We start from the raw sequence: 24,207 nt of genomic DNA on the forward strand, positions 1-24,207 counted from the left end.
CTCTTTCTAAAAATTCTCATAGGAAATAAAATGCTGCGTTAGTTAAAATGCAAAGGATAATGTCGTGGCAACGAATCAGCAGTCTCTACTGCGCCAGTGGCACATGCTGCAGGACATCCCGCGTGCTCCGAGCAAGGTTTCGGTAGAGGACATTTGTGTGCGCTTGAAGGCACTCGGTTATCTGGTCACGGCGCGCACGGTCCAGCGAGACTTGCAGGCCTTGCGTGAAGTGTTTGCGCTAGAAGTGGACGCGCGGGAAAAACCATTTGGCTGGAGCTGGCGCCGTGATGCGCCGCCATTCAGTATTCCTGGCGTTACCATTCCCGAAGCATTGACGCTCAAACTGGTGGAGCAGCATCTGCATCACCAGCTGCCTCCGCATACGGCACAGGCCTTGCGCCCCCATTTCGCAGCGGCGGAGCGCACGCTGGCGACGCTGGATAGCACGGAGCCTTCGAATGCGTGGCTGGACAAGATACGCCATATTCCTTCGATGCTGCCGCTGTTGCCTCCCGTGCAGGACGAGGCGGTGCGCAACAGCGTGTATGAAGCCCTGATGCAGGATTGCCAGCTCGAGCTGAGTTACCGCCGGCGCGACGCGGCGGCGGCCACAGACTATCCCGTTGTACATCCGCTGGCCATCGCCCAGCGTGCCGGCGTGGTCTATTTGATCTGCATGTTTGCTGACTATACCGACATCCGCATGCTGGCGCTGCACCGCATCGAACACGCGCAGCGGCGCTATGAGCCGGCGCGCAAATGTCTGGACTTCAATCTCGATGCCTACATCGCAGCCGGACATCTCGGCATTATCAACGGCGCGCCCCTGGCGCTGCGTGCCACGTTTTCCAGCGCGGCAGGCGCCCACCTCTACGAAACGCGGCTGCACGCCGAACAAACCTTGGAGCGGGCGGCCGACGGTTCGCTGACCTTGTGCGCCACCGTACCCAATACGCAGGCGCTGCGCTGGTGGCTGCTGGGCTTTGGTGCGGGCGTCAGTGTGCTGGAGCCGGCGGCGCTGCGCGGCGAAATGGCCGCCATCGCGCAGCAGATGGCCGCGTCCTACGCCTAGATCCCCCCCCAAACTGATCGTTTGCTGCGACGGCTTTCGTCGCTACTGGCCCGATGATGTGGCATGTTTATTTAGAAAGACAAGAAGATGAGTCTGGATTTATTATCCCCGAAGGATATCTTTACTGCCGTGAGCAAGCAGGTCAATGTCCTGTTAGGCAGCTTGCGCCAGCCGATGCAGGACGTACAGCTGGAAAGTGCCAGGCAGGCGGCGGCCGGCGAATTGAACATCCTGCTCGATCTGCTGCAGGTGGATCTCGATGCACTGGAAAGTAATGCCGAATGGCAAACTTTCACGATTGCCCTGTATGGTGAAACGAATGCGGGCAAATCGACCATCATCGAAACGCTCAGGATCGTGCTGGGCGAACAAAGCAAGTTGCAGCAGCAACAGGCATTCAAGGAACTGCAAGTCAAGCTCGGCATCACGGCGGCTGATCTGGCGCAGATGGCTGCCGCTGTCGAGCAAGCCAACCGCCTCGTCACGGAATTGCGGCAGGAACACGATGTACTGCAGCGGCAAGGCGTCAGCAAGCATGACATATTGCTGACGCGGCGCGATAGCCTAGCGCACGCCGTCACGGAGCTCAAGCGCAATGCCTCGCTGTGGCAAAAGATCGTCAATCTGTTCGCCAAGCTGCCCGAGGAAAAAGAGTACGCGCGGCAGGTCAGCGCCATCGCCTCCCATGAGTTGGAACAGGCGCAGGTATTGGAGAAGCAGCAACAGCGCGTGGATGCCGCCGGGCGGGAACAGGAGCATGCCCGGCAGGCGGAACAGCGTGCACAGGACGCGCTGGGCCAGCTGGCAGCCACCGCCGACGGGGCGATTATTGGCGATGGCCGCTCCGATTACACCCGTGCCACGCAGCGCTATGATTTTGTGGCCAACAACCAGCAATTTTGCCTGCTTGACGTCCCCGGCATCGAAGGCGATGAAAGTGCCGTGAAGGACAGTATCGGGTCTGCCGTGAAAACGGCACATGCCGTCTTTTACGTGACGAGCAAGGCGGCGCCGCCACAGCGGGGAGAGGGCGGCAAGAAGGGCACGCTGGAAAAAATCCAGGAGCACCTGGGTGCGCAAACGGAAGTCTGGACGCTGTTTAACAAGCGTCTTGCCAGTCCTGGCGCGCTGGCAAAACCCAGCTTGATCAGCGACGATGAACAAGTCAGCCTGGATGACCTGGACAAGAAGATGCATGAGTATCTGGCGCCGCATTACGTGCGCACGCTCACGCTCAGCGCTCAGCCCGCATTCATGGCCGTGGCCAGCTGTCTGGTACCCGATTCGTCGCCGGCCAAAAGTCAGGCCAAGTTCCTGGCTGGTTACAGCCAGGAGCAATTGTTGGAGAAGTCGGGCGTGGGCGCATTCCAGCAACTGCTGACGGGAGAACTGGTACGTGATTACCGGCAGAAAATCATCCGCTCGAATTTTAACAAGGCCAGTCAGGCAGTCAAGGCGGCCGGTGCCAAGGTGAGCGAGTTGCTGCGGCACTCTTTCCATCCCTTGCTTGCGCACAAAGCTGAGCAACGATGCCGAGAAAGCGGAGCAGCAACTGGCATTGGCGTTCAGTGGCTTGAAGAGCCAGCTCGATTCGCGTTGCGAAGATGTCATCAGCAAATTCGCTAACGAAGTGCGCCGTTCGACGGACAGCAAAATCAGCGAAGGCATCGACAACGATGAGTTCAGAGAGGTGCTGGAGAGAAGTATCAAAAGGGCACAGGAGGGATTGACGCAGCAGTTTTCCAGCCTCATGCAAGATGAGCTGGCGCGTTTCCAGGAAGAAACCCGGGAAGTCATCGAGCGCTTCCGCCAATTTGCCGAGGAACTGTTTGAGGTCTATGGCAATGTGCAGATCAAGGGCGTCGACCGCCATTTCCAGCTGAAGATCGATATCGACAATGGCATCAAGGTGGCCGGCCTGATCGGCGCCGTGGTGGGGGCCGCGCTGATGTTCTGGAATCCTGCCGCCTGGCCCATCCTCGCGGTGGGCGCTGTGACCGCGCTGGTGAGCGTGGCGAAGTCGGTCATGGGCTTTTTCAGCAAGGACTACAAGATGGCGCAGCAGCGCAAGGCCGTGTCGGAAAACTTGTCGAAAGTGGTGCGCAAACTGCGTGAAGCGCTGGAGGAAAGTCTGGAGCCGGCCTGGCCGCAGCTGGAAGAAAAGATGGAGGCACTGGCGGCGGCGGTCAGGCAGCCCGTCGCACAGGTTGACGGCATCATCAAGGTCTTGAGCACATCAGAAATCCAATTGAAAATGTTGTCCCACAATATAGAAAAGGCAGGGAGCAAATAATGGAACATACCTTAGACGCATTTCAAGTCAAGAAAGCACAGGCGCTGGCTATCCTGCAAAAGTTGCAAGTGTTTCTTCAGCAGGGACAGGACGCAGGCGTGCAGATCGAGGAAAATACCCGGCACAAGCTTGAGGCTGCGCTGAGCAGTGTTTCCGGTGAAAAACTGAAGATCGCCCTCGTGGGTGGCTTTTCGGAAGGAAAAACCTCGATTGCTGCCGCCTGGATGGAGCAGCTCGACAAGGCGAGCATGAAGATCAGCCATCGGGAATCGTCGAATGAAGTCGTCATCTACGATGTGGGCGCGGGCTTTGAATTAATCGATACGCCGGGCCTGTTCGGCTTCAAGGAAAAATTCAACGCCGACACGCACGCGATCGAGAAGTACAAGGATATCACCAAGAAATACGTCAGCGAGGCGCATCTGCTGCTGTATGTGATGAACCCGGTCAACCCCATCAAGGAAAGCCACAAGGACGATCTGATGTGGCTGTTCCGTACCCTGAATCTGTTGCCGCGCACAATTTTCGTGCTGAGCCGTTTCGATGAGGTGGCCGATGTGGCCGACAACGAGGAATATCAGCAGAGCATGGCGATCAAGCGTGCCAACGTGATCGGCCGCCTGAGTGACCTGATCGGCTTGACGGCGGCCGAGTCCTCGGCGCTGGCCATTGTCGGCGTGGCTGCCAATCCGTTCGACATGGGCGTGCATCACTGGCTGGACAATCTGGAGCAATTCAAGGCCTTGTCCCATATCGCCACCTTGCAGACCGCCACCTCGGAAAAGATCAAGGCCAATGGCGGCGCCGTCGCAATTGCCGATGAAACCAGGAGAAGCATCATCCGCGACGTGCTGACGCGGCAGTTGCCGATTGCCGTGGCGATCGATGAGAAAGAGGCAGTGGAAGTCGCCAAGCTGGAAGGCATGAATTTCAGCCTGAGCAAGCAGCTCACCGTCACGGACGGCAAAATCAGCGATGCCCGGGTACGCCTGCGTTCTTCGATTGTCGAGTACTTCTCCGACTTGATCCTGCAGGCGCAGGGCGTGACGATGGATACTGCCGTAGAATTCTTCGAGCGCGAAGTCGGCGATGAAGGCATCATCGTGTCCAACCGCCTGAAAAACATCTTTGACCGCACTCTGAAGTCGGCGACGCTCGAGGTGAGCAAGATACAGGTGAGCTTCGAGTCTGAAGTGAACCATTTCAATGGCATGGTCAAACAGTATGGGAAACAGGGACTTAACTATCTGCGCAGTAATAATTTGATCAATAACAAGAGTGTCCTGGGTGTGCGCGATGGGCTGGTCAGCATGGGGGGCATGGTGGGTCTGGACCTGGGGAAATACCTGAAGTTCAAGCCATGGGGAGCGTCGAACCTGGCCAAGAACATCAATGGCGCATTCGCTATCGCCGGCCTGGTGATGGAAGCCTGGGATAGCATTGAGCAAGCGCGGCGGCAGGACGCGTTCGGCAAATTGCGCGAGACCATGGTCAGCAACTTCAAGAAGCAGCGCGCCGAGTTGCTGGAGCTGATCGATGCCGCCACTTTCAACGAGACATTCTTCAGCGACTACGTGACGCTGGTCGGCAATGTCGAGGAAGTGCGCAAGGACGTTGCACAACGCCAGCGCCAGCGTGAAAAATTCCACGCCTGGCGTGAGGCGGGCGAGGCGATTGACGTGGAGTTTGCCGCGATCTGATTGCCGCCATGCAAACATTGGAGAGTTTTGCCGTGCAATTAGCTGCTACGATGAAACTGTCTCAGTGAATGCGCATGATGGCAGGTGACTGAACCTCCTTGGCGTGGATGGCGTGTCCGGCCGGCGCTGTACCCCACAGCCGCCGGCAGGCGTACATTGCCTGTCCGGCGCCACAAGGCTCCTGTAACCCGGGAGCCTTCTTTTTGCCTATTTCACCAGCACCGCCGCAGCCGCCTCGAGGATCAGCGCCGCCACCTCCACGGGACGCGAGGCCAGCGAGGCGTGGCTGGCGTTGAGCGTGATGACTTTGCGCGCTTGCAGGCGCGCGGCCATGCGCTCCTGGTTGACGGGGGAAATCATGCGGTCGGCGCTGGAAACCTGGTACCAGCTGGGTTTATGCTTCCAGGCCGGGTCGCTGACCGTATCGCCGAAGGTGCTGGCCAGCGGCGCCTTCTGGATCACGCTCAGCACGGCGCCTTCTTCCGCGTCGAGGTCCTGGCAAAAGCTGTCATGGTATTGCTCGGGCTTGACCCACAGATAGCCGTCGCTGTCGCCTTCCAGGCTGGCCGCGCCCAGCGGCGGGTGTTCCTGCGTGATGCTGCCCGGGCTTTCGCCCGCGTCGGGGGCGAAGGCGGCGATGTACACGAGGCCCGCCACATTCGGCGCATTGCCGGCCACGCTGATGACGGCGCCGCCATAGGAGTGTCCTACCAGCAACACCGGGCCAGGCACTTGCGCCACCATCTTGCGCGTGCGCTCGGCATCGTCGGCCAGCGAGGTCAAGGGCAGTTCGACGGCGCGGATGGCCGTGTGGCCCTGCCGGCGCAATTCGACGATGACGCGGCTCCAGTGGGCGGCGCCGCCCCAGAAACCGTGGACGAGGACGATGGTGGCTTGCTGGCTCATGCGGATACTCCTTGATGTAGGGGAAACGGCAAAGACCGCGCAGCTGCAGAAGAGTAAGCGCGCGGCGGACGGCTGCGCAACCATTGTAGACCTTCCGGCGCCGCCGCCAGCGCCGCTTTATTTTTCCCGGCGCATGGCTGCGCTAGTGCGACACCAGTACCGGCAAGGTCATTTCCTGCAGCACCGTGCGCGTGACGCCGCCCAGCAGTGCTTCGCGCAGGCGCATGTGGCCGTAGCAGCCCATCACGACCAGGTCGCAGCGCCGCTGCGTCGCCATGGCCAGCAGGGCCGCGCCCACGTCCTGGCCCGGCGGCGTGTCGTGTTGCAGCACCTCGACGTTGACGCCGTGCCGCGCCAGGTACAGGGCCAGGTCGGCGCCCGGCTGCTCGCCATGCGCGGCCGGCTGGGCGTGCGAATTGACGACGGCCAGGGTGACTTGCCGCGCGCGTTGCAGCAGCGGCAGCGCATCGGTGATGGCGCGCAGCGCTTCGGCGCTGCCGTTCCAGGCCAGCAGCGGATGCTGGCCCGCCTGCGGCGGGACGGCGGCGGGCGCATGCGGCACCATCAGCACGGGGCGGCCGCAATGGAGCATCAGGTATTCGGCCGTGCCGGCGATGACGCGCGAGGGCGTGTCCTGCGCGTCCGTCTGGCCCAGGATCAGCAAGTCGCAATAGCGTGCCTGCAGCAGCAGTGCGCCTTGCGCGTCGTCGTCGACGAAGCGCGTTTCATAGGTGCCCAGGCCTTCCTCGCGGGCGATGCGCTCGAAGTCGTGCAGCGCGTCGCTGGCCTGGGTGCGCAGCGCCTGCATTTGCGCCGGCGCAAACTGCAGCGCGTTGACGCCGCCGCCATACGCGTAGCGCGAAATGCCGCTCATGGCTGAACCGATCAGGTGCGCGCCTTCGGCGATGGCCAGGCGCACGGCCAGGCGGATGCGCTGGGCGCAGTGGCGGGAATTGTCTACGTGGACAGCAGGGTAGTGTAGGGCATGGCGTTTTCCTCGGTTGTCGGTTGTCGGTTCTCAGGTCTGCAGCACGTAGCTGCCCGGCGCGTCGCCCAGGGCAGCCCCCATGGCCGGCGGCGCCGCCTGCGCGCCCGCGCGTTCTGCCAGCCAAGCTTGCCAGGCCGGCCACCACGAGCCCTCATGGTGCGGCACGTCGCGCTGCCAGCTGTCTGCGTCGATGTAGGGCGCGTCGTGGCGGTGCGTGGCCAGCTGGTAGCTGCGGCGCGGCTGGCCCGGCGGCGAGACCACGCCCGCATTGTGGCCGCCCGACGTGAGTAAAAAGGTGACGTCCGTGTCGGTCAGCAGCTGCAGCTTGTACACGGAGCGCCACGGCGCCACGTGGTCCGTCAGGGTGCCGACGGCGAAGATGGGCGCGTCGATGTCGGGCAGGGCGATGTGGCGGCCCGCCGTGCGGTAGCGCCCTTCGGCCAGGTCGTTGTGCAGGAACAGGCGGCGCAGGTATTTCGAGTGCATGCGGCAGGGCATGCGCGTGGCGTCCGCATTCCAGGCCATCAGGTCGCTGTCCTGCTCGTCGAGTCCCAGCAGGTAGTGGCGCAGCCGGCGCGACCAGATCAGGTCGTTTGAACGCAGCAGCTGGAAGGCGCCCGCCATCTGCTTCGTATCGAGGTAGCCCTGCTTCCACATTGCCGCTTCCAGGAAGCTGACCTGGCTGTCGTCGATGAACAGCGACAGTTCGCCCGGTTCCTTGAAATCGACCTGCGAGGCGAGCATGGTGAGGCTGGCCAGACGCGTGTCGCCGTCGCGCGCCATCGTGGCGGCGGCGATCGACAGCAGGGTGCCGCCCAGGCAGTAGCCGGCCGCGTGCACCTGCGGCGCGCCCGTGAGGCGGGCAACGGCGTCGAGCGCGTCCATCACGCCCAGCTGGCGGTAGTCTTCCAGCGACAGCTCGCGGTCTTCCTCGGTGGGGTTTTTCCAGGAAATCATGAACACCGTGTGGCCTTGCTGCACCAGGTAGCGCACCAGCGAATTGTGCGGCGACAGGTCGAGAATATAGAACTTCATGATCCAGGCGGGCACGAACAGCAGCGGCGTGGCATGCACCGTGGCGGTCGCGGGAGCGTACTGGATCAATTCGATCAAGTCGTTGCGGTAGACCACCTTGCCCGGCGTGACGGCCACGTTGACGCCCACCTGATAGGTGCGCTGGTCGGGCGCATGCACGCCCATGGCGGCGCGCTGCCAGTCCTCGGCCGCGTGGGCCATGCCGCGCGCCAGGTTGGCGCCGCCGCTTTCCAGGGTTGCCTGCTGCACCACGGGATTGGTCAGCAGGAAGTTCGACGGCGCCAGCATGTCGAGCCACTGGCGCACGGTAAACGTGACGACATCTTCATGATGGGGCGCCACGCCGCGCACGCCCGTGGTGGCACGGTGCCACCATTGCTGCTGCAGCAAGAAGCCCTGGTAGACCAGGTTGTAGGGCCAGCGCTGCCAGGCCGCGTCCTCGAAGCGGCGGTCCTGCGGCAGCGGCGCGATGCATGGCGGCCCGAAGGGTGCACCCGGCAGCGCAGCTTGCATGGCGTACTGTTGCCAGCGGCCGATCTTTTTCCACGCTTCCTGCAGCAGCGCTTGCTGTTTCGATGGCGCCAGCGCCAGGTGGCTGAGCCAGTCGGCATAGGCGTTGCCCAGCGCGGCCGGCGAAATACCGCCCGTAAACTTGCCCAGCCAGGCGTTCAGCAGCAGATCCAGGGTGGCGCCCTCGGGCGCGCTTTCCGGATAGTCGGGCACCGGCACGCCTTGCCAGGCGCTGCCCAGGCGCTCATGTTCAACGTTGTGCTCCGCCTTGCTCGGCTGCGTCTTGCTCATCCAGGACTCCCGTCATTTTTTTACAGGATAGCAAGAGCTTGTTCAAAAAATTATGATCTACATCAAGTTTGGCCGGATGCGTGCAGCAGGCAGCCTGCCGCCGGGATGGCCGCGCCGGTGTCCTGCACAAACAGCCGCACTTGCTCCTCCAGCGCATCGAGCCGCGCCAGCAGCGCCGCCTGCGGAGCATTTGCCGCTTCGCGCTCGATGGCGGCGGCGATGGCGACGGCGGGAGCCGCATGGAAGTTGGCCAGCAAGCCGGCCAGGGTATGGGCTTGCCGGCTCGCGCTGGGCCGCTCCCCTGCCTGCAGGGCCGCGCGCATGGCCGCCAGCTGCCCCGGCAAGCCGGCCAGGAACGATGCGCCGATGATGCCGAGCACGTCGGCGTCGGCGTCGGCCAGCGCGGCGGCATAGTCGAAGCGCGGCGCGCCGTTCCTTGCCGGCACGCTCATGGCCGGCGCCAGGGCCGGTGGTTGCTTGCTTATTCGCAATACATGCTGTTCGATCAGGCTCTGGAAGGCGGCCGTGCGGAACGGCTTGGACAGGTAGTCGTCCATGCCGGCGGCGATGCAGCGTTCGCGGTCGCCTTCGAAGGCGCTGGCCGTCATGGCGATGATGACGCTCTTCGGCATGCCCTGCGCTTCGCGCGCGCGTATCTGCGCGGTGGCGTCGAAACCGCCCATTTCCGGCATCTGCAGGTCCATCAGGATCAGGTCGAAATGGGCCGCCGCCTGGCATTCGAGGGCGATGCGGCCGTTTGCCGCATGCGTGACCCGGTGCCCCGCATTCGACAGCAGCACGGTGGCCAGTTCGCGGTTCATGGCGTTGTCCTCGACCAGCAGGATGTCCAGGCCGGGCGTGTCTGCGCGCACGCACTGGGGCGCTGCGGCGGGGGCGGCGCCGGGCATGCCGCGGCACGTGCCCAGCACGCCCGCGGTGATGGCCAGCAGTTCCTCGGGGCTGGCAGGCTTGAGCAGGTAGCCGTCGATGCCCAGTTCGCGGCAGCGTGCCGCGTCGCCCAGGCTGCCGCTGGACGACAGCATGACGATGGGCACCTGGCTCCAGTGGGGCAGGGCGGCCAGGGCCGCTGCCGTGTCGAAACCATTCATGCCGGGCATGGCGCAGTCCATGATGATGCAGCCCGCGGGCAAGCTGGTGCGGCAGCCGTCGAGCGCCGCCTCGCCCGACTCGCAGGCGGTGACGCTGGCGCCGCAATGCTCGAAGATCCTGCGCAGGATGGTCAGGTTGCTGGGGTTGTCGTCGACCAGCAGGATGCTGCGTCCCGCCAGCGAAGCGCCGGGCGGCGGCAGCAAGGGCTGCTGCTCGCCGACGGGCAGGGCCAGGTCGACGGTGAAGCAGCTGCCCTTGCCCAGTTCGCTCGACAGGCTGATACTGCCTTTCATCATCGTCACCAGGCGGCGCGTGATCGACAGGCCCAGTCCCGTGCCGCCGAAGCGCCGCGTGGTCGACCCGTCTTCCTGCTGGAAGGCGTCGAAGACGGCCTCCTGCATGTCGGCGGCAATGCCGATGCCGGTGTCGCGCACGTCCAGCTGCAGCCGGACCATGCCGTTGCCGCCGGCACGCTGCCTGGCGCTGACGACCACCTCGCCGCGCGGCGTGAACTTGATGGCGTTGCCCGCCAGGTTGGTCAGCACCTGGCGCAGGCGGCCCGGGTCGCCCAGCAAGGTTTGCGGCAGCGCCGGATCGATGTCGAGCACCAGTTCCAGCCCGCTGGCCTGCGCCCGCATGGCGTGGGCGCGCATGGTTTCCTGCATCAGCTGGCGCAGGTCGAAGGGGATGCTTTCCAGCGTCAGCATGCCCGCCTCGATCTTCGAGAAATCGAGGATGTCGTTGATGATGCACAGCAGGGCGTCGGCCGAGGCCTTGACGATTTCCAGGTACTTGCGCTGGTGGCCATCGAGCTCGGAATCGAGCACCAGGTCCGTCATGCCCAGGATGCCATTCATCGGCGTGCGGATTTCATGGCTCATGTTGGCCAGGAATTCGCTCTTCGAGCGGCTGGCCGACTCGGCCGCTTCCTTGGCCAGCAACAGGGCCCGTTCGGCCGCCTTTTGGCTGGAAATGTCGACCAGGGTGCCCACCAGGCCGTGCAGGCTGCCGTCGGACTTCAGCAGGGTTGCCTTGCTGAACAGCACGTCGACCTGCCGCGTGCCGGCGGTCAGCCGGTCTTCATACGTCTGGTTGCCCTTGTCGAGCATCAGGCGCAGGTCCTGCCGCGCCACCAGCTGCGCTTCCTGCGGCGGCAGGATGTCGGCCGCCGTCATGCCCAGGATATCCGCTTGCGCGAGCTGGAAGAAGGCGCAGAAGGCGCGGTTGGCGCGCAGGTAGCGGCCCTGTACGTCCTTCAGGTACAAGGGGATAGGGATGGTTTCGATCAGTGCGTCGACGAAATTGAGGTTGTGCCGCAGCTCGCGCGCCGCCAGGCGCCGCTCGGTGATGTCGGTGAGGCTGCCGGTGATGCCGGCCAGGCGCCCCAGGCCGTCGCGTTCGGCGCGTGCGCACACGTCGATCCAGCGCACGTTGCCATCGCTGGTGACGTAGCGCGCTTCATGGCGCATGCTGTCCACCTGGCCGTCCAGCAGCTGGGCCAGGCCGGCGGCGGCGCGCTCGCGGTCACGCACATCGACGAATTGCAGGATACGCTTGCCCAGGCTGTCGGCGATGGAAAAACCGGTGATGGTGTGCCAGGCGGGGTTCAGGAAGGTCCAGGCGCCGTTCAAGTCGGTGCGGAAGACCACTTCATTGAGGCTGTTGACGACGTTGCGGTATTCGCGCTCGCTTTTCGCGATGGTCTCGGCCATGCGCTTGCTCTCGCTGATTTCCGTGCGGATGGCGATGTACTGGTATGGCTTGCCGGCCGCATCGAGGAAGGGCACGATGGTGGCGTCCACCCAGTATTGGCCGCCATCCTTGGCATGGTTGCAGATTTCGCCATGCCAGACCTGGCCGGCGGTAATGGTCTGCCACATCTGCGCAAAGAAGGCGTCCGCATGCGTGTGCGAGTTGATCAGGCGGTGCGTCTGGCCGACCAGCTCTTCGCGCGCGAAGCCGCTGATGGCGCAGAACTTGTCGTTGACGTAAATGATGGCGCCGCTCGTGTCGGTGATGCTGACAATGGCGTGCTGGTCCATCGCAAAGCGCTGGTTCTGCAGTTCGATGCGGCGCAGTTCCTGCTGCGCCACCAGTTCGGCCAGCAGCACCGACAGGCCTTCGATGTCGCTTTCCTGCGGCAGGCGCAGGCCGGAATCGTCGTTGTCGAGCAGGCGCACGGCCGCCACGCGCAGCGACTGGATCACGCGGTTGCGGCTGGCCAGTTCCGTGCGCAGCAGGTCGTTGGTCATGCTCAGTTCCGTCGAACTCAGTTCCAGGCTGCGCGAGCGCAGATCCAGGTCGCGTTCGGACTGGTCGTAGGCGCTGTCGATGCGCAGCAGCAGGGCCGGCAGGCCAGCCAGGAAAGCGGCCAGTTCGGGCGGCGTGCCGGCCTGCGCGCTCAGTGTCTGCGCCTGTTCCAGCAAGGCGGCGCAGGCGCTTTCCGAGTCGATATTGCAGACGCGGTTCAATTGGCGGGCGAGGGTGCGGTTCATGCTTCGCTCAGGACGGTGACGGTCATCGTCTGGTTATGCAGCTGGCAGGTGCCATGCGGCTGGGCGATGCCGATTTCGCCGTTGGAATAAAAACCGGCGATGCAGGCCGCGCCGCCCAGCAGGTCGGCCACGGCTTCGACCTCTTCCTCGACCCGGTCGCCCATGACCAGCTTGCGCCCCACGCAGCTGACCAGCAGGGCCAGCTGGTCGCCCGCCGCGTCGGCGTGGGCCTGGACGCCGCGCGCGGCCGTTTCTGCCCCGTCGATCAGCCTGTTGGTGCTCGAATGCATCAGTTTCAGGTACCCGTCGGCGAGGATGTCGCCGGCCAGGGTCAGCGAACCCTGTTCCTCGTCGACGGCGAGGATGGTGCGGAAGACATTGCTTTTTTCGTGCGCGGCCGTCAGCATTTCAAAGGGGAACAGCAGCCCCGAGCCGGGCAGGTCGCGCGCATAGTCGCCCAGGTACAGCTTGTAAATGTCGAGTGCGCGCGCGCCGTCCAGGCCATACAGCACATTGTCGACGCAGCGCGTCACCTTGCGCGCCGGACCGAACGCTTCCCAGCCCGCATGGCTGCCGTAGCCGAGACGGATGCGCTCGCCGTACAGGCCGACGGCGACGATGGTGTTGTCGGCCGCGCCGCGCGGACCCAGGGTCCAGGTCTGGCGGAAGGCGCCGCCGTCGGCCGCCAGCCCGCCGGACACCGTCACGCCCGGCGGCAGGTTGGCCTGCAAGCCGGCGATGAGGGCGCTGCCATTGATGGCCACGCCCGTGCCCAGCATGAAAACGGCCGCCAGGCCGTCCTGCGGCAGCGCCTGCGCCAGGCGCTCGCCCGTGTCGTGCGAATCGGCCATGTCGCAGATGATGGCGTCGGCGATGACCACCGTCGTGTGCTCGAAGCCGATGGCGGTGATGACGCAGCTGTCGTCGTAGACGCGCTTGCCGGCGATCTCCCCGGCCGTGGAACAGCCGGCGATGACGGCGCCGGGCATCTGGCGGCGCAGCGCCGCCGTCAGCTCGGGAGTGGCAAAGTAGGCGCAGGCGCCAAAGGCCAGCACCAGCTGCGGTTGCATGGCGGCCAGGGGGGCCAGGGCGGCATCGAGGTCGGCATGGTTTTTCAGGATCAGTTGTTGCACGCGCATGGCAGGTTCCTCGCTTACAGTGGGTGGGCGTGGTGATGGATGGGGTCGGGCAGGCTGTCGCGGATGGCGAGCACGTCGTTCCAGGCGCCCAGGAAGGCGTCGATGCAGCGCGGGCAGAAATGGCTGCCCTTGTTCTCTTGCAGGAACTGGCGCGCCTGGGCCAAAGGCCAGGCGGGCTTGTACGGGCGCTCCGAGCTCAGTGCGTCGAAGACGTCGGCCACGGCCACGATGCGCGCCGACAGCGGTATCTGGTCGCCCGCCAGGCCGCGCGGATAGCCGCTGCCGTCGTATTTCTCGTGGTGGCCGCAGGCGATTTCCTCGGCCAGGCGGATCAGCGGCGAATCGCTGCCGGCGAGGATCTGGCCGCCGATTTCCGCATGCTGGCGCATGATGGCCATTTCCTCGGGATCCAGCCGCCCCGGCTTGAGCAGGATATGGTCGGGCGTGGCCAGCTTGCCCACGTCGTGCATGGGCGCCGCCTTGAGCAGCAGGTCCTGCCATTGCGCGTCGAGACCCAGTTCCCTGGCGATCAGCTCCGAGTAGCGGGCCATGCGCATGATGTGGCCGCCCGTTTCGGGATCGCGGAATTCGGCCGCCCGCGCCAGGCGCGCGACCAGTTCCATCTCTCTGGCGGTGACGTTGGCGATGGCCTCGGCCACTTCGTGTTCGAGCAGCTTGGCGCGGTCGGCCAGCATGGTTTGCGCCGTGCGCAGGGCCAGCAGGTTGCGTACGCGCAAACTGAACTCGATGGTGTCGATGGGTTTGGTGAGAAACTCCGTCACGCCCAGCGAAAAGGCTTGCTTGCGCACGGCGCGGTCGTTCTCGGTGGTCACCATGATGATGGCGATGTTGGCCATGCCCGGCATCTTGCGGAAAATGCTGAGGAATTCATTGCCGGACAGGCTGGGCATCCGGTAATCGAGCAAGACCAGGTCCGGCACGTTCGATTCGCACCAGTACAGCGCGTCGATGGGATCGTTCATGCAGACCGGTTCGGCGGCGCTGGCCTTGCGCGCCAGGGTCGCCAGCAGGCTCAGATTGGTATCGTTGTCATCGACGATCAGGATGCTCATGGTGTCTCCGGCGGGGCGGGTTCGGGTGGTGGCGGGGCTGGTGGCTGGCTCAGGCCGCCAGTTTTCCGCCGGCGTGCATGCCCATGCCCGACAGCAGGCTATCCATGTCGAGCACGATCAGCATGCGCTCGTCCAGGGCGCCGATGGCCGTCACGTGGCCGGCCATGGCCGAGCCGTGCAGCTGCGGCGGCGGCTTGATCTGCGCCGGCGCCAGCGGCACCACGTCGGCCACGCGGTCGACCACGATGCCGGTGGCGCCATGCGCGAAGATCAGGATGATCACCACGGTCGAGGCGTCGTAAGCGGGTTCGGCCTGGCCCAGCGCGATGCGCAGGTCGACCAGCGGCACGATGCTGCCGCGCAGGTGGATGAAGCCCTTGAGGAAGGCGGGTGCGTTGGCGATGCGGGTGACGGCGCCGTAGCCGCGGATTTCCTGCACCAGGCCGATGTCGATCGCATATTCCTCCTTGCCGAGTCCGAAGACCAGCAATTCCCGGGCGTCCGCTTGCGCCAGCTGGCTCGCTGCTGCGGCATGTGTCGTGATGGTTTCCATGTGCTTGCTCCTGTCAGGTGCTGCGGGGTGAATGAAACGGCGGAAATGGCCGGGTACTCAGGCTTGCTCGATGCGGTTGCGGCCATTGTTCTTGGCCTGGTACAGCGCGGCGTCGGCTTGCATGAAGCCCGCCTTCCAGTCGCCGTTCTCGGGCAGCGGCGCCAGGCCGATGCTGATGGTCACCGGAATGGACAGCTTGCCGAACTCGAAATGCGTCTCTTCCACGGCGCGGCGGATGCGTTCGGCCACCTGGCAGGCCATGCTCATGTGTTCGTATGCGGGAACAGGAAACCGAATTCCTCGCCGCCCACGCGGGCGACGACGTCCGAGGCCCGCGCCTGGAACTGGAACACGGCGGCGATGGCTTGCAGGACGGCATCGCCGGCGGCATGGCCATGCTGGTCGTTGACGTGTTTGAAGAAGTCGATGTCGGCGATGCCGATGGCCAGTGGGCTGTGGGCGCGCCGGGCCCGCGCGGCGGCACGCACGGCTTCGACCTCGAAGGCGCGGCGGTTGGGCAGATGGGTCAGCGGGTCGCTCAGGGCGATGCGCTGCAACTGCTGCCAGCGGGCCGCATTCTGCTGTTCGAGCGTGCGCTCGCGGCGCTGGTCGATGAAAAAGGCGCCCATGTAGTTCTCGTCGCCGAGCTTGCCCAGGTCCATGGCCTTGAGCACGATGGGCAGCATGGAGCCGTCGTGGTGGCGAATGGCGAAATGGCGTTTGTGCCCGAGTACCCTGGACTTCTTTTCGCCGGCCAGATAGGCGCCGATCTGCGCGCCATGCTGCTCGCGCACGGCGTCCGGCAGCAGCGCCTCGATCTGCCGGCCCGCCAGGCTGCCCTGCGCATAGCCGCTCAGCGCATACATGGCGTCGTTCGCATACTGGATGCGTGAAGCGGCGTCGATGATGACGGCGGCGTCTTCTGCTGCGTCGAGCAAGCGCAAGGCCAGGACTTTGTTCATGCGTATCTCCCCTACATAGGTGCGGATTTCCCGGGTGGCGAAAGTGACGATGTCGTCGCATCGTTTTTGTTTTCCCATGTCAATCATCATACCTCAAATAAAATAGAATGCAATGAATTTCATGATTTTAATGATTTGTGTTTGCCGCGCAACTGCCGTCTTGTTGGCGATATTACCTCGTGGCGCCGTATTTTTCCTCTGTCGAGACGAAAATCTATCCATTTGTCACCATTTCAAAAATGACAAATTCGTTTAAATTTTCATTTAAATGTTGTAATTGGTTAAATCATGGAGCAAAATGAATTTGATTTAAATCAAAAAGAGGGCAAATAGAGGCAAGTTGTTGGCAAGGCGCCTCTCGCCACTTGTCAGGATCTGTGCAGGAAAGAGCAGTGTTGTTCAGACCAGGGCGCGAGCCCGCTTCTTTTCGGGTGGCGCCGCCATTCGCTTGTGTAGGATAGGGAGACAGAAATGCGTACAAATATGCCGGTAACGAACAGGGAATATGTGCTTCATGATGGTCAGACGGTGGTATCGAAGACTGACCTGAAGGGCAACATCACCTATGTCAACCAGGATTTCATCGATATCAGCGGCTTTTCGGCCGAGGAGCTGATCGGCGCGCCGCAAAACATCGTGCGCCATCCGGATATGCCGGCCGAGGCCTTCGCCGACTTCTGGCGCACCATCAAGAGCGGCAAGGCATGGACGGGCATGGTCAAGAACCGCTGCAAGAATGGCGATTACTACTGGGTGGAAGCGAATGCCGCGCCGATGCTGGAAAACGGCCAGATGGTGGGCTACACCTCGATCCGCGTGAAACCCAGCCGGGAACAGGTGGCCGCCGCCGAGCAGGCATACCAGGCCATCAAGCAAGGCAGCACGACGCTGGAAGTGCGCGAAGGCGTGGCCATGCACCGCTCGGTCCTGCGTCGCCTGAACCCGCTGGCGCAGCTGACGCTGCGCGCCCGGATGTCCCTCGTGTTCGGCTCGCTGGCGCTGCTGTTCGTTGCCGCGCCGGCCATCTCCTACGTGGCGTCGGGACACGCCGGCATGCCGATGCTGTTCAGCACTCTCTGCGGCGTGGTGTCGTGCGCGGCCGGCGGCTACACCTTGCAGCGCGCGGCCGTGGCGCCGCTGGAGCGCATGCGCGGCGATATCGAGCGCATGAGCGCGGGCGACCTGTCGGGCAGCATCAGCGCCAGCGGCAACGACGAATTGACGGCGGTGGCGCAGGCGCTGCGCGTCCTGCAGACGAACGTCAAGCTGCTGGTCGGGCAAATCAAGGAATCGACGGGCGTAGTGGGCCGCGCGCGCGGAGGAAATCGCCGCAGGCAATGCGAACCTGTCGCGGCGCACGGAGTCGCAGGCCAGCGCGCTGGAAGAGACGGCGTCGTCCATGGAAGAACTGACCGGCACGGTCAGGCAGAATGCCGACAATGCGCGCGAGGCGAACCGCCTCGTCAGCACCGCCTCCGAGACCGCGCACAAGGGCGAGCAAGCCATGTCGCAGGTGATTGCCACCATGGGCTCGATCCAGGACAGCTCGCGCAAGATCGTCGACATCATCGGCGTGATCGACGGCATCGCCTTCCAGACGAATATCCTGGCCCTGAATGCGGCTGTCGAGGCGGCGCGGGCCGGGGAGCAGGGGCGCGGCTTTGCCGTGGTGGCGTCCGAGGTGCGCAGCCTGGCGCACCGCTCGGCACAGGCGGCCAAGGAAATCAAGGTGCTGATCGGCGATTCGGTGGACAAGGTGGGGGCGGGCAGCCGGCTGGTGCAGGACGCCGGCAAGACGATGGGCGATATCGAGCAGTCAGTCGGTGCGCCAGGTGGCCGGCTACATGGCGGACATTACGGCGGCCAGCCAGGAGCAGAGCGAGGGTATCGAACAAATCAACCAGGCCATCACGCAGATGGATGACGTGACGCAGCAAAATGCGGCCCTGGTCGAGCAGGCCGCCGCCGCCGCGGCCGGCATGCAGCAGCAGGCCGTGCAACTGGCGACGCTGGTCGATTCCTTCCAGCTGGTGCGCAGCGTGGCGGCCGGCGTGGCGGCCCGGCCGGCAGCCAGGGCTGCCGCGCCGCGCAAGCAGTTATCAGTGACGAGCCTGTTGAAACCGCAGCTGGCGTGATGCCGCGGCAGGCGCTGGCGCTGGAAAAGCCCGCTTACACCGCCTGGCTGACGGAGTAAATCAGCAAGCCGGCCAGGCCGCCCACGATGGTGCCGTTGATGCGGATGAATTGCAGGTCGCGCCCGATGGCCAGTTCGATGCGCTCGCTCATTTCATCCTTGCTCCACGAGTCCAGGCGGGCGGCGATGAAGGCGCCCACCTCGCCCCGGTAGCGCCGTACCAGCGAGCCGCTGCCGGCGACGATGGCGTCGTTCAGCCATGCCCGCGCCGCCTTGTCCTCGCCCAGCACCTGGCCCGTGTTGCGCGCCAGGCCGGCAATCGCTTGCGCCAGCACGGGGGCGTCGGCGTGCAGGTCGGCCAGCACGCGCGCGCGGATGGCGTCCCACAGCTCGCCCAGCATGGCTTGCACCGTGTCGCTGGCGATCAGCTGCAGCTGGTAGCGGCGCACCGTTTCCTGCCACTGCGGGTCGGCTTTCAGGTGCAGCGCGCTGTCGGCGATCCAGCCGGCGATGCGCTGGCGCAGCGGGTGGGTCGGGTCGATGCGCACGGTCAGGGCGAATTTTTGCAGCGAGGCGATCATGCGCGGCTCATACGCCTTTACGGCTTTCTTGACCAGCGCGTTTTCGATCTGGAAGGCGCCCAGCACGAAGTCGCCGATGGCCGTGTGGTGCGCCTCGTCGTCCAGGTAGGCGGCACTGCGGTCGAGCAGGAAGTCCAGCAGTTCCTGCGGCTTGCCATCGGCGATCAGCGCATCGATGCAATCGGCCGCCACGTCCGATACATTCAGCTGGCCCAAGTAGCCGCTGGCCTGTTCGCGCAGCAGGCGCCCCAGCTGCTCATGGTCGGCCATCGCCAGCAGCTGTTTCGCCACGCCGGCACCGGTCATGCCCAGCTGCCGCGCGTGGGCCTCCTCACGGAGCCAGGCGCCCAGGCGGGCGGCGGGATCGGCTTGCGCGATGCGCTCGGCGATGCCTTGTTCGGTAATGAAATGGTTTTCCACGAAGGCGCCCAGGCTGCGGCCGATGTCCGCCTTGCTGTTCGGGATGATGGCCGTATGCCACAGGGGGATGCCCAGCGGGTGGCGGAACAGGGCCACGACGGCGAACCAGTCGGCGATCGCGCCCACCATGGCCGCTTCGGCAAACGCTTCCGCATAGCCCCAGGCGGGGTGGCGGCCCCCCCTTTGCGAGCGGGCCACGGCGAAGACCAGCGCGGCCAGCAGCAGCAAGCCGGCGGCCAGCCACTGCATGTTGCGCAGGCGCGCGCGCTTGAGCTGGTCCGTGCTCTGGTCCAGCTGTGCGATGAGGTCTGGGGATGGTTGCATGGATGGCGGCCTGCAGGGTTGCGAGACCGCCATCTTAACTGCGGCAGCGACAGGATGTGTCGCTGCACGGGACTTTTTACTGCTGCGGGTGCAGCAGCGAACGGCGGCGCGCGTAGCCGAAGTAGATGGCCAGACCGATCACCAGCCAGATGGTAAAGGCCATCCAGGTGACCCAGCTGAGGAAGCTCATCAGGCCCACGCACAGGATCACGGCCAGCGCCGGCACGAACGGCACGCCGGGGCAGCGGAAGGCGCGCGGCAAGTCGGGACGCTTCTTGCGCAGCACCACCACGGCAATCGACACCATGGTGAAGGCGGCCAGGGTGCCGATGTTGATCAGCTCGGCGAGGATGTTGAGCGGGATCGTGGCGGCGATCAGGCCGAAGACGATGCCGACCAGCCAGGTGGCGAAGAATGGCGTGTGGAAGCGCGGGTGCACGGTGGACAGGCGCTTGGGCAGCAAGCCGTCGCGCGACATGGCGAAGATGATGCGTGTCTGGCCGAAGGCCATCACCAGGATCACGGTGGTCATGCCGAGGATGGCGCCCAGGTCGACGAAGCCGGCGATCCAGTTTTCGCCCGCATACTGCAGGGCCAGCGAGACGGGATGGTCGACGCCGAGGAATTTCTGGTACGGCACGATGCCCGTCATGATGGCCGAGACCACCACGTACAGTACGGCGCACACGGCCAGCGAACCGATGATGCCGATCGGCAGGTCGCGCGACGGCTTCTTGACTTCCTCGGCGGCCGAGGTGACGGCGTCGAAGCCGATGAAGGCGAAGAACACGAGGGCGGCGGCGCTCAGCATGCCGTGGTAGCCGAACGGCATGTAGGGCTGCCAGTTGGCCGGCTGCACGTGGCGCGCGCCGAAGATGATGAACAGCAGCACCACGCCCACCTTGATGGCCACCATGATGTTGTTCAGGCGCGCCGATTCGCGCACGCCCCAGCCCAGCATGGCCGTCAGCAGCAGCATGATGACGAGGGCCGGCAGGTTGATGAAGGTCGTCACGCCGGGCAGGGCGCCCGGCGCGGCCGTCAGGGCCACGGGCAGGGCGATGCCAAAGCCCGACAGCAGCGACTGGAAATAGCCGGACCAGCCGACGGAGACGGCGGCCGCGGCCAGCCCGTACTCGAGCAGCAAGTCCCAGCCTATCATCCAGGCGGCCAGCTCGCCCAATGTCGCATAGCTGTAGGTGTAGATGGAGCCGGCCACCGGCACGGTGGAAGCGAATTCCGCATAGCACAGGGCGGCGAAGCAGCAGGCGACGGCCGCCACGACGAAGGACAGCGACAGGGCGGGGCCGGCCGTCAGCGCACCCGTGCCGGTGAGTACGAAAATGCCGGTGCCGCCGACGATGGCGCCGATGCCCATGAGCACAAGGTCGAACGGTCCCAGCACCTTGGCCAGGCCTCCCGGCTTCTTGCTGTGGGCAATCATGTCATCCAAATTCTTGGTTCTAAATAAGCTCACTGTGTCTCCTGGTGGTTTTTGTCATGGCGCCATTGCCGCCTCGTGAGTAGCACGACGCAGCCAGATTCTAGCCCACGCGCCCGTGATTCCAGAAGGAAAACCGTACATTGCCGTGCGCGCCCGCCCTGTCAACTTGCGAAACAGGCAAAAAAACAGCCCCGGATGTGGGCCGGGGCTGGAAAGGAGACTGCTACAAATGGTTACTTTGGCTTACCTGGAAAAGTGCGCTTCGATCTCTTCCAGCGTCTTGCCCTTGGTTTCGGGGAGCAAAAACGCGGCCGCCAGGAAATACAGCACGGTGCAGCCGGCGCCGAAGAAGAACAGTGTCGAATAGCCATGCAAGCCGACGGTGGGCAGGAAGATGGCGGCGATCACCGTCGAGACGAACTGGTTCACCAGCAGGGCGATGCTCATGCCGTTCGAGCGGATGCGCGTCGGCATCAGCTCGGACAGGGCCAGCCACACGCACACGCCCGGTCCCACGGCAAAGCTGGAAACGAACACGCAGATGGCAATCGCCACCAGCCAGCCATGCGTGGACGAGGGCACGGGGCCCAGGCTGGCCTTCTCGATGCGCAGCGGCGCTTCGCGCCCGGCGGCCGGGTCGGCGAAGGGGTTCAGGTGCAGCTTGCGGAAGAACACGCCGATCACGCTGTCGGCCTGCACGGCGTCTTCGCGGGCAATGCTGACCTGGCGCAGCACGGGATCGTCGCTGCGCACGCTTTTTACGTTGGTAAAGGGGCCATAGGCGTAGGCGATGGTCAGCTGCTGCGGCGTGCCGTCGGCCGCCGCGCCCAAGGCCGTCAAGGTGGCCGCATCGAGGCGCACGGCCAGACCGTCGTGCTGCACCTGGGCGGCGATGGCGGGGCGCACGTCGGCCAGGTGCGCTTCGGCGCCGCGGAACAGCAGGCCGGCCGCCAGCAGCGAGACGACGATACCGCCCGTGCCCAGCATCAGCAGGAATTTGCGGCCCTTGCGGTCCACCAGCAGCACGGCCACCACCGTCATCACGGCGTTCAGCACTTTCAACAAGACGTCCGCCATGTTGGCCGAAGCGCCCGACAGGCCCGCCTGGTTCAGGATATTGACGACATAGGCGAGGATGGAATTGATGCCTGTCGCCTGCGTGCAGGCGAGGATCAGGCAAGCGAGCAGGAAGGGCAGCACGTAGCGGCGGCTCAGCAGCGGGTCTTTCGCCTTACCGCTGGCCTTGGCCGCGTTTTCCGGCGTGTCTAGCATCTCGCGCAACTCGATGTCGGCGGCGGCGGCCAGGCGCGTGCGCAGCAGCGACTGGCGCGCCTGCTCGATGCGGCCCCGTTGCGCCAGCCAGCGTGGCGACTCGGCCAGCAGCAGGGCGCCGATGGTAAACACGAGGCCCGGCGTCAGGCAAACCCAGAAGATGCTGCGCCAGGCGTGGTCCTTGGCGGTAAAAATGGCGGCGATGCGGCCCGCTTCCGGCAAGGCTTGCGCCGCCTGCGTGGCCGTTTCCACCGTCTGCGCCTGCAGCAGGCCGATCAGGGCGGCGGCCACCAGGCCGATGGTCAGCAGCAACTGGAACAGGGCGGCCCCGCGTCCACGCTGTTGCGCGGGCAGGCATTCGGCCAGGTACAGGGGCACGACGACGCCGATCAAGCCGCCGCTGATGCCTTGCAGCAGGCGGCCCAGCAGCAGCGGCGTGTAGCCGTCGGCCAGGGCAATCAATGGAATGCTGGCGCTAAACAGGGCGCCGGCCAGGAACATCACCCAGCGCCGGCCCAGGATATCGGCCAGGGCGCCGGCGAACAGCGACGACAGGACTGAACCCAGCAGCACGGCGGCGACGATAAAGCTCAGCTGCTGGGCCGTCAGCTTCCAGGCCACCGAGGCCGTCGATTCCAGGTAGGGCAGGGCGCCGGCGATGATGCCGATGTCTATGCCGTACAGCAATCCCCCCATGCCGGCAATAAATAGCAGGTAGCGCATGGCCCACACGGGGGCCTTGTGTGACGTGTCGTGCATGGTAACTCCGGGACGGGGTTGAGGTTGGGGGCTGGGTCTAGAGACGGAATCTAGCGGGTGGAAAGATCGATGGCCGCGCCTTCGACGAAGACGGACACTGGCTGTAATTGGGGATCGAGGACGACGATATCGGCCCAGGCGCCGGGTGCCAGGCGGCCCCGTTCGGATTCGCCCAGGTAATCGGCCGGGTACAGCGATAAACGGTTCGAGGCGTCGGCCAGGTCCAGGCCCAGCTCGACGAAATTGCGCAGGGCCTGGTCCATGGTCAGTACGCTGCCGGCCAGCGATCCCGTGGCCAGGCGCACGCAACCCAGGCATTTGTAGACGCGCTGCGTGCCCAGGCCGTATTCGCCATCGGGCATGCCGGTGGCCGAGGTGGCGTCCGTCACGCCGTACAGGCGAGGGATGGCGCGCAGGGCCGCGCGCAGGGCGCCCTTGGCCACGTGCTGCAGGTCGGGGATGATTTCCGCGTATTCGGCATGCGCCAGCGCCGCGCCCACCATGCCGGGGTCGTAGTGCGTCATGCCCGTCATGCCGTTGTACAGGTGGGTAAAGCCGGAGACTCCGGCCTGCAGCGCCGCCAGGCCTTCGTCATACGTGCCGGCGCTGTGGCCGATCTGCACGCGGATGCCCATCGCCGCCAGTTGCGGGATCAGTTCCAGGTGGCCGGGGATTTCCGGCGCCATGGTGAGCACCTTGATGGGGGCGAGGGCGTGGAAGCGCTGCACCAGCGCCAGGCTCGCTTGCACCACGTCGGGCGGCTGCGCGCCCAGGCGGTGCAAGTTCAAAAACGGGCCTTCCAGGTGCACGCCCAGCATGCGCGCGCCGTTGGCCGGGCGCTCGGCGATGACGCCGGCCAGCCCTTGCAGGGCGCGCACGATCGACGGCTCCTTCGCCGTCAGGGTGGTGCCCAGCAGGGCCGTGGTGCCGTGGCGCGCATGCACCCGCGCCACGGTGGCGCCCGCGTCACCGGCCTCCATGATGTCGACGCCGGCCGCGCCATGCACGTGCAGGTCGATGAAGCCGGGCAGGATGGTCAGCGCGCTGTCGGCGGCAGGGTCTTCTTGTATCTGGACGATGCGCTGGTCAAAAGTGATGGTGCCCGTGATCCAGCCAGATGGGGTAAGGATTCTGCCGCTCAGCATG

The 24,207-nt window shown here is 64.8% G+C and carries 19 protein-coding genes and 1 pseudogene; 7 read left to right on the forward strand and 13 right to left on the reverse strand.

All coding sequences use genetic code 11. From position 1 onward, the window contains the following. Positions 1-64: 64 nt before the first annotated feature. The 4 genes from ACQVLG_RS21680 (at position 65) to ACQVLG_RS21695 (ending at position 5,065) form a co-directional block, all read left to right on the forward strand. Positions 65-1,072, forward strand: a complete 1,008-nt coding sequence (locus ACQVLG_RS21680; protein ID WP_474290952.1) for a helix-turn-helix transcriptional regulator — start codon at positions 65-67, stop codon at positions 1,070-1,072. Positions 1,073-1,294: 222 nt separating this feature from the next. Next, positions 1,295-2,698 carry a hypothetical protein gene (locus ACQVLG_RS21685; protein ID WP_474290953.1) on the forward strand — a complete coding sequence of 468 codons (1,404 nt, stop codon included), beginning with the start codon at positions 1,295-1,297 and terminating at the stop codon, positions 2,696-2,698. Continuing rightward, a complete protein-coding gene (locus ACQVLG_RS21690; protein WP_474290954.1) occupies positions 2,646-3,365 on the forward strand; it encodes a hypothetical protein in 720 nt (239 codons plus the stop codon). The genes ACQVLG_RS21685 and ACQVLG_RS21690 overlap by 53 nt, the downstream gene beginning before the upstream one ends. Then, complete coding sequence (locus tag ACQVLG_RS21695) at positions 3,365-5,065, forward strand: LeoA/HP0731 family dynamin-like GTPase (protein ID WP_474290955.1); 1,701 nt, start codon at positions 3,365-3,367, stop codon at positions 5,063-5,065. Before ACQVLG_RS21690 ends, ACQVLG_RS21695 begins: the two co-directional genes overlap by 1 nt. Positions 5,066-5,272: 207 nt before the next feature. Here ACQVLG_RS21695 and ACQVLG_RS21700 read toward each other — a convergent pair whose 3' ends face one another. The 9 genes from ACQVLG_RS21700 to ACQVLG_RS21740 form a co-directional block, all read right to left on the reverse strand. Further along, positions 5,273-5,971, reverse strand: coding sequence for an alpha/beta hydrolase (locus tag ACQVLG_RS21700; RefSeq protein ID WP_474290956.1), 699 nt, complete (start codon positions 5,969-5,971; stop codon positions 5,273-5,275). 142 nt (positions 5,972-6,113) lie between these two features. Beyond that, positions 6,114-6,890, reverse strand: a complete 777-nt coding sequence (locus ACQVLG_RS21705) for a universal stress protein (RefSeq protein ID WP_474290957.1) — start codon at positions 6,888-6,890, stop codon at positions 6,114-6,116. A 99-nt stretch (positions 6,891-6,989) separates the two neighbouring features. Next, positions 6,990-8,795 carry a PHA/PHB synthase family protein gene (locus ACQVLG_RS21710; RefSeq protein ID WP_474290958.1) on the reverse strand — a complete coding sequence of 602 codons (1,806 nt, stop codon included), beginning with the start codon at positions 8,793-8,795 and terminating at the stop codon, positions 6,990-6,992. A 62-nt stretch (positions 8,796-8,857) separates the two neighbouring features. Then, positions 8,858-12,400 carry a response regulator gene (locus tag ACQVLG_RS21715; RefSeq protein ID WP_474290959.1) on the reverse strand — a complete coding sequence of 1,181 codons (3,543 nt, stop codon included), beginning with the start codon at positions 12,398-12,400 and terminating at the stop codon, positions 8,858-8,860. After that, the gene (locus tag ACQVLG_RS21720) at positions 12,397-13,539 is read right to left on the reverse strand and encodes an FIST signal transduction protein (RefSeq protein ID WP_474290960.1); all 1,143 of its coding nucleotides are present in this window, start codon (positions 13,537-13,539) and stop codon (positions 12,397-12,399) included. Before ACQVLG_RS21720 ends, ACQVLG_RS21715 begins: the two co-directional genes overlap by 4 nt. 14 nt (positions 13,540-13,553) lie before the next feature. Next, the gene (locus ACQVLG_RS21725; RefSeq protein WP_474290961.1) at positions 13,554-14,612 is read right to left on the reverse strand and encodes an HD-GYP domain-containing protein; all 1,059 of its coding nucleotides are present in this window, start codon (positions 14,610-14,612) and stop codon (positions 13,554-13,556) included. A 49-nt stretch (positions 14,613-14,661) separates the two neighbouring features. After that, positions 14,662-15,165, reverse strand: a complete 504-nt coding sequence (locus tag ACQVLG_RS21730; protein WP_474290962.1) for a chemotaxis protein CheW — start codon at positions 15,163-15,165, stop codon at positions 14,662-14,664. A 57-nt stretch (positions 15,166-15,222) separates the two neighbouring features. After that, entirely contained in the window at positions 15,223-15,432 is a 210-nt protein-coding gene (locus ACQVLG_RS21735) for a GGDEF domain-containing protein (protein WP_474290963.1), read from the reverse strand. Beyond that, positions 15,429-16,127, reverse strand: a complete 699-nt coding sequence (locus tag ACQVLG_RS21740) for a GGDEF domain-containing protein (RefSeq protein WP_474290964.1) — start codon at positions 16,125-16,127, stop codon at positions 15,429-15,431. Before ACQVLG_RS21740 ends, ACQVLG_RS21735 begins: the two co-directional genes overlap by 4 nt. Before the next feature lie 483 nt (positions 16,128-16,610). On the opposite strand from ACQVLG_RS21740, the pseudogene ACQVLG_RS21745 reads away from it, so the two are divergent. The 3 genes and pseudogenes from ACQVLG_RS21745 to ACQVLG_RS21755 all read left to right on the forward strand — a co-directional run. Continuing rightward, positions 16,611-17,330, forward strand: a pseudogene (locus ACQVLG_RS21745) (PAS domain-containing protein); the annotation flags it as partial. Positions 17,331-17,526: 196 nt separating this feature from the next. Then, positions 17,527-18,051, forward strand: coding sequence for a methyl-accepting chemotaxis protein (locus tag ACQVLG_RS21750; protein ID WP_474290965.1), 525 nt, complete (start codon positions 17,527-17,529; stop codon positions 18,049-18,051). Next, a complete protein-coding gene (locus ACQVLG_RS21755) occupies positions 18,044-18,262 on the forward strand; it encodes a hypothetical protein (RefSeq protein WP_474290966.1) in 219 nt (72 codons plus the stop codon). The genes ACQVLG_RS21750 and ACQVLG_RS21755 overlap by 8 nt, the downstream gene beginning before the upstream one ends. 34 nt (positions 18,263-18,296) lie before the next feature. On the opposite strand, the gene ACQVLG_RS21760 is transcribed toward ACQVLG_RS21755, so the two are convergent. The 4 genes from ACQVLG_RS21760 to ACQVLG_RS21775 form a co-directional block, all read right to left on the reverse strand. Next, positions 18,297-19,586: a DUF445 domain-containing protein gene (locus ACQVLG_RS21760; protein ID WP_474290967.1), complete on the reverse strand. Its 1,290-nt coding sequence runs from the start codon at positions 19,584-19,586 to the stop codon at positions 18,297-18,299. Between the two features lie 76 nt (positions 19,587-19,662). Continuing rightward, positions 19,663-21,063 (reverse strand): amino acid permease, encoded by a 1,401-nt coding sequence (locus tag ACQVLG_RS21765; RefSeq protein ID WP_474290968.1) that lies wholly within the window; start codon positions 21,061-21,063, stop codon positions 19,663-19,665. A 210-nt stretch (positions 21,064-21,273) separates the two neighbouring features. Further along, positions 21,274-23,061 carry an MFS transporter gene (locus ACQVLG_RS21770; protein WP_474290969.1) on the reverse strand — a complete coding sequence of 596 codons (1,788 nt, stop codon included), beginning with the start codon at positions 23,059-23,061 and terminating at the stop codon, positions 21,274-21,276. 50 nt (positions 23,062-23,111) lie between these two features. After that, positions 23,112-24,206: an N-acetylglucosamine-6-phosphate deacetylase gene (locus ACQVLG_RS21775; protein WP_474290970.1), complete on the reverse strand. Its 1,095-nt coding sequence runs from the start codon at positions 24,204-24,206 to the stop codon at positions 23,112-23,114. Position 24,207 lies beyond the last annotated feature (1 nt).

The sequence above is a fragment of the Janthinobacterium sp. TPC_1 genome (assembly GCF_056037845.1).

Bases quoted from the DNA above. Each gene is read 5' to 3' on its own strand.
- ACQVLG_RS21695 (WP_474290955.1), top strand. From the start codon at position 3,365: ATGGAACATACCTTAGACGCATTTCAAGTCAAGAAAGCACAGGCGCTG.
- ACQVLG_RS21700 (WP_474290956.1), bottom strand. From the start codon at position 5,971: ATGAGCCAGCAAGCCACCATCGTCCTCGTCCACGGTTTCTGGGGCGGC.
- ACQVLG_RS21710 (WP_474290958.1), bottom strand. From the start codon at position 8,795: ATGAGCAAGACGCAGCCGAGCAAGGCGGAGCACAACGTTGAACATGAG.
- ACQVLG_RS21715 (WP_474290959.1), bottom strand. From the start codon at position 12,400: ATGAACCGCACCCTCGCCCGCCAATTGAACCGCGTCTGCAATATCGAC.
- ACQVLG_RS21720 (WP_474290960.1), bottom strand. From the start codon at position 13,539: ATGCGCGTGCAACAACTGATCCTGAAAAACCATGCCGACCTCGATGCC.
- ACQVLG_RS21725 (WP_474290961.1), bottom strand. From the start codon at position 14,612: ATGAGCATCCTGATCGTCGATGACAACGATACCAATCTGAGCCTGCTG.
- ACQVLG_RS21730 (WP_474290962.1), bottom strand. From the start codon at position 15,165: ATGGAAACCATCACGACACATGCCGCAGCAGCGAGCCAGCTGGCGCAA.
- ACQVLG_RS21735 (WP_474290963.1), bottom strand. From the start codon at position 15,432: ATGAGCATGGCCTGCCAGGTGGCCGAACGCATCCGCCGCGCCGTGGAA.
- ACQVLG_RS21740 (WP_474290964.1), bottom strand. From the start codon at position 16,127: ATGAACAAAGTCCTGGCCTTGCGCTTGCTCGACGCAGCAGAAGACGCC.
- ACQVLG_RS21750 (WP_474290965.1), top strand. From the start codon at position 17,527: ATGGAAGAACTGACCGGCACGGTCAGGCAGAATGCCGACAATGCGCGC.
- ACQVLG_RS21755 (WP_474290966.1), top strand. From the start codon at position 18,044: ATGGATGACGTGACGCAGCAAAATGCGGCCCTGGTCGAGCAGGCCGCC.
- ACQVLG_RS21760 (WP_474290967.1), bottom strand. From the start codon at position 19,586: ATGCAACCATCCCCAGACCTCATCGCACAGCTGGACCAGAGCACGGAC.
- ACQVLG_RS21770 (WP_474290969.1), bottom strand. From the start codon at position 23,061: ATGCACGACACGTCACACAAGGCCCCCGTGTGGGCCATGCGCTACCTG.
- ACQVLG_RS21775 (WP_474290970.1), bottom strand. From the start codon at position 24,206: ATGCTGAGCGGCAGAATCCTTACCCCATCTGGCTGGATCACGGGCACC.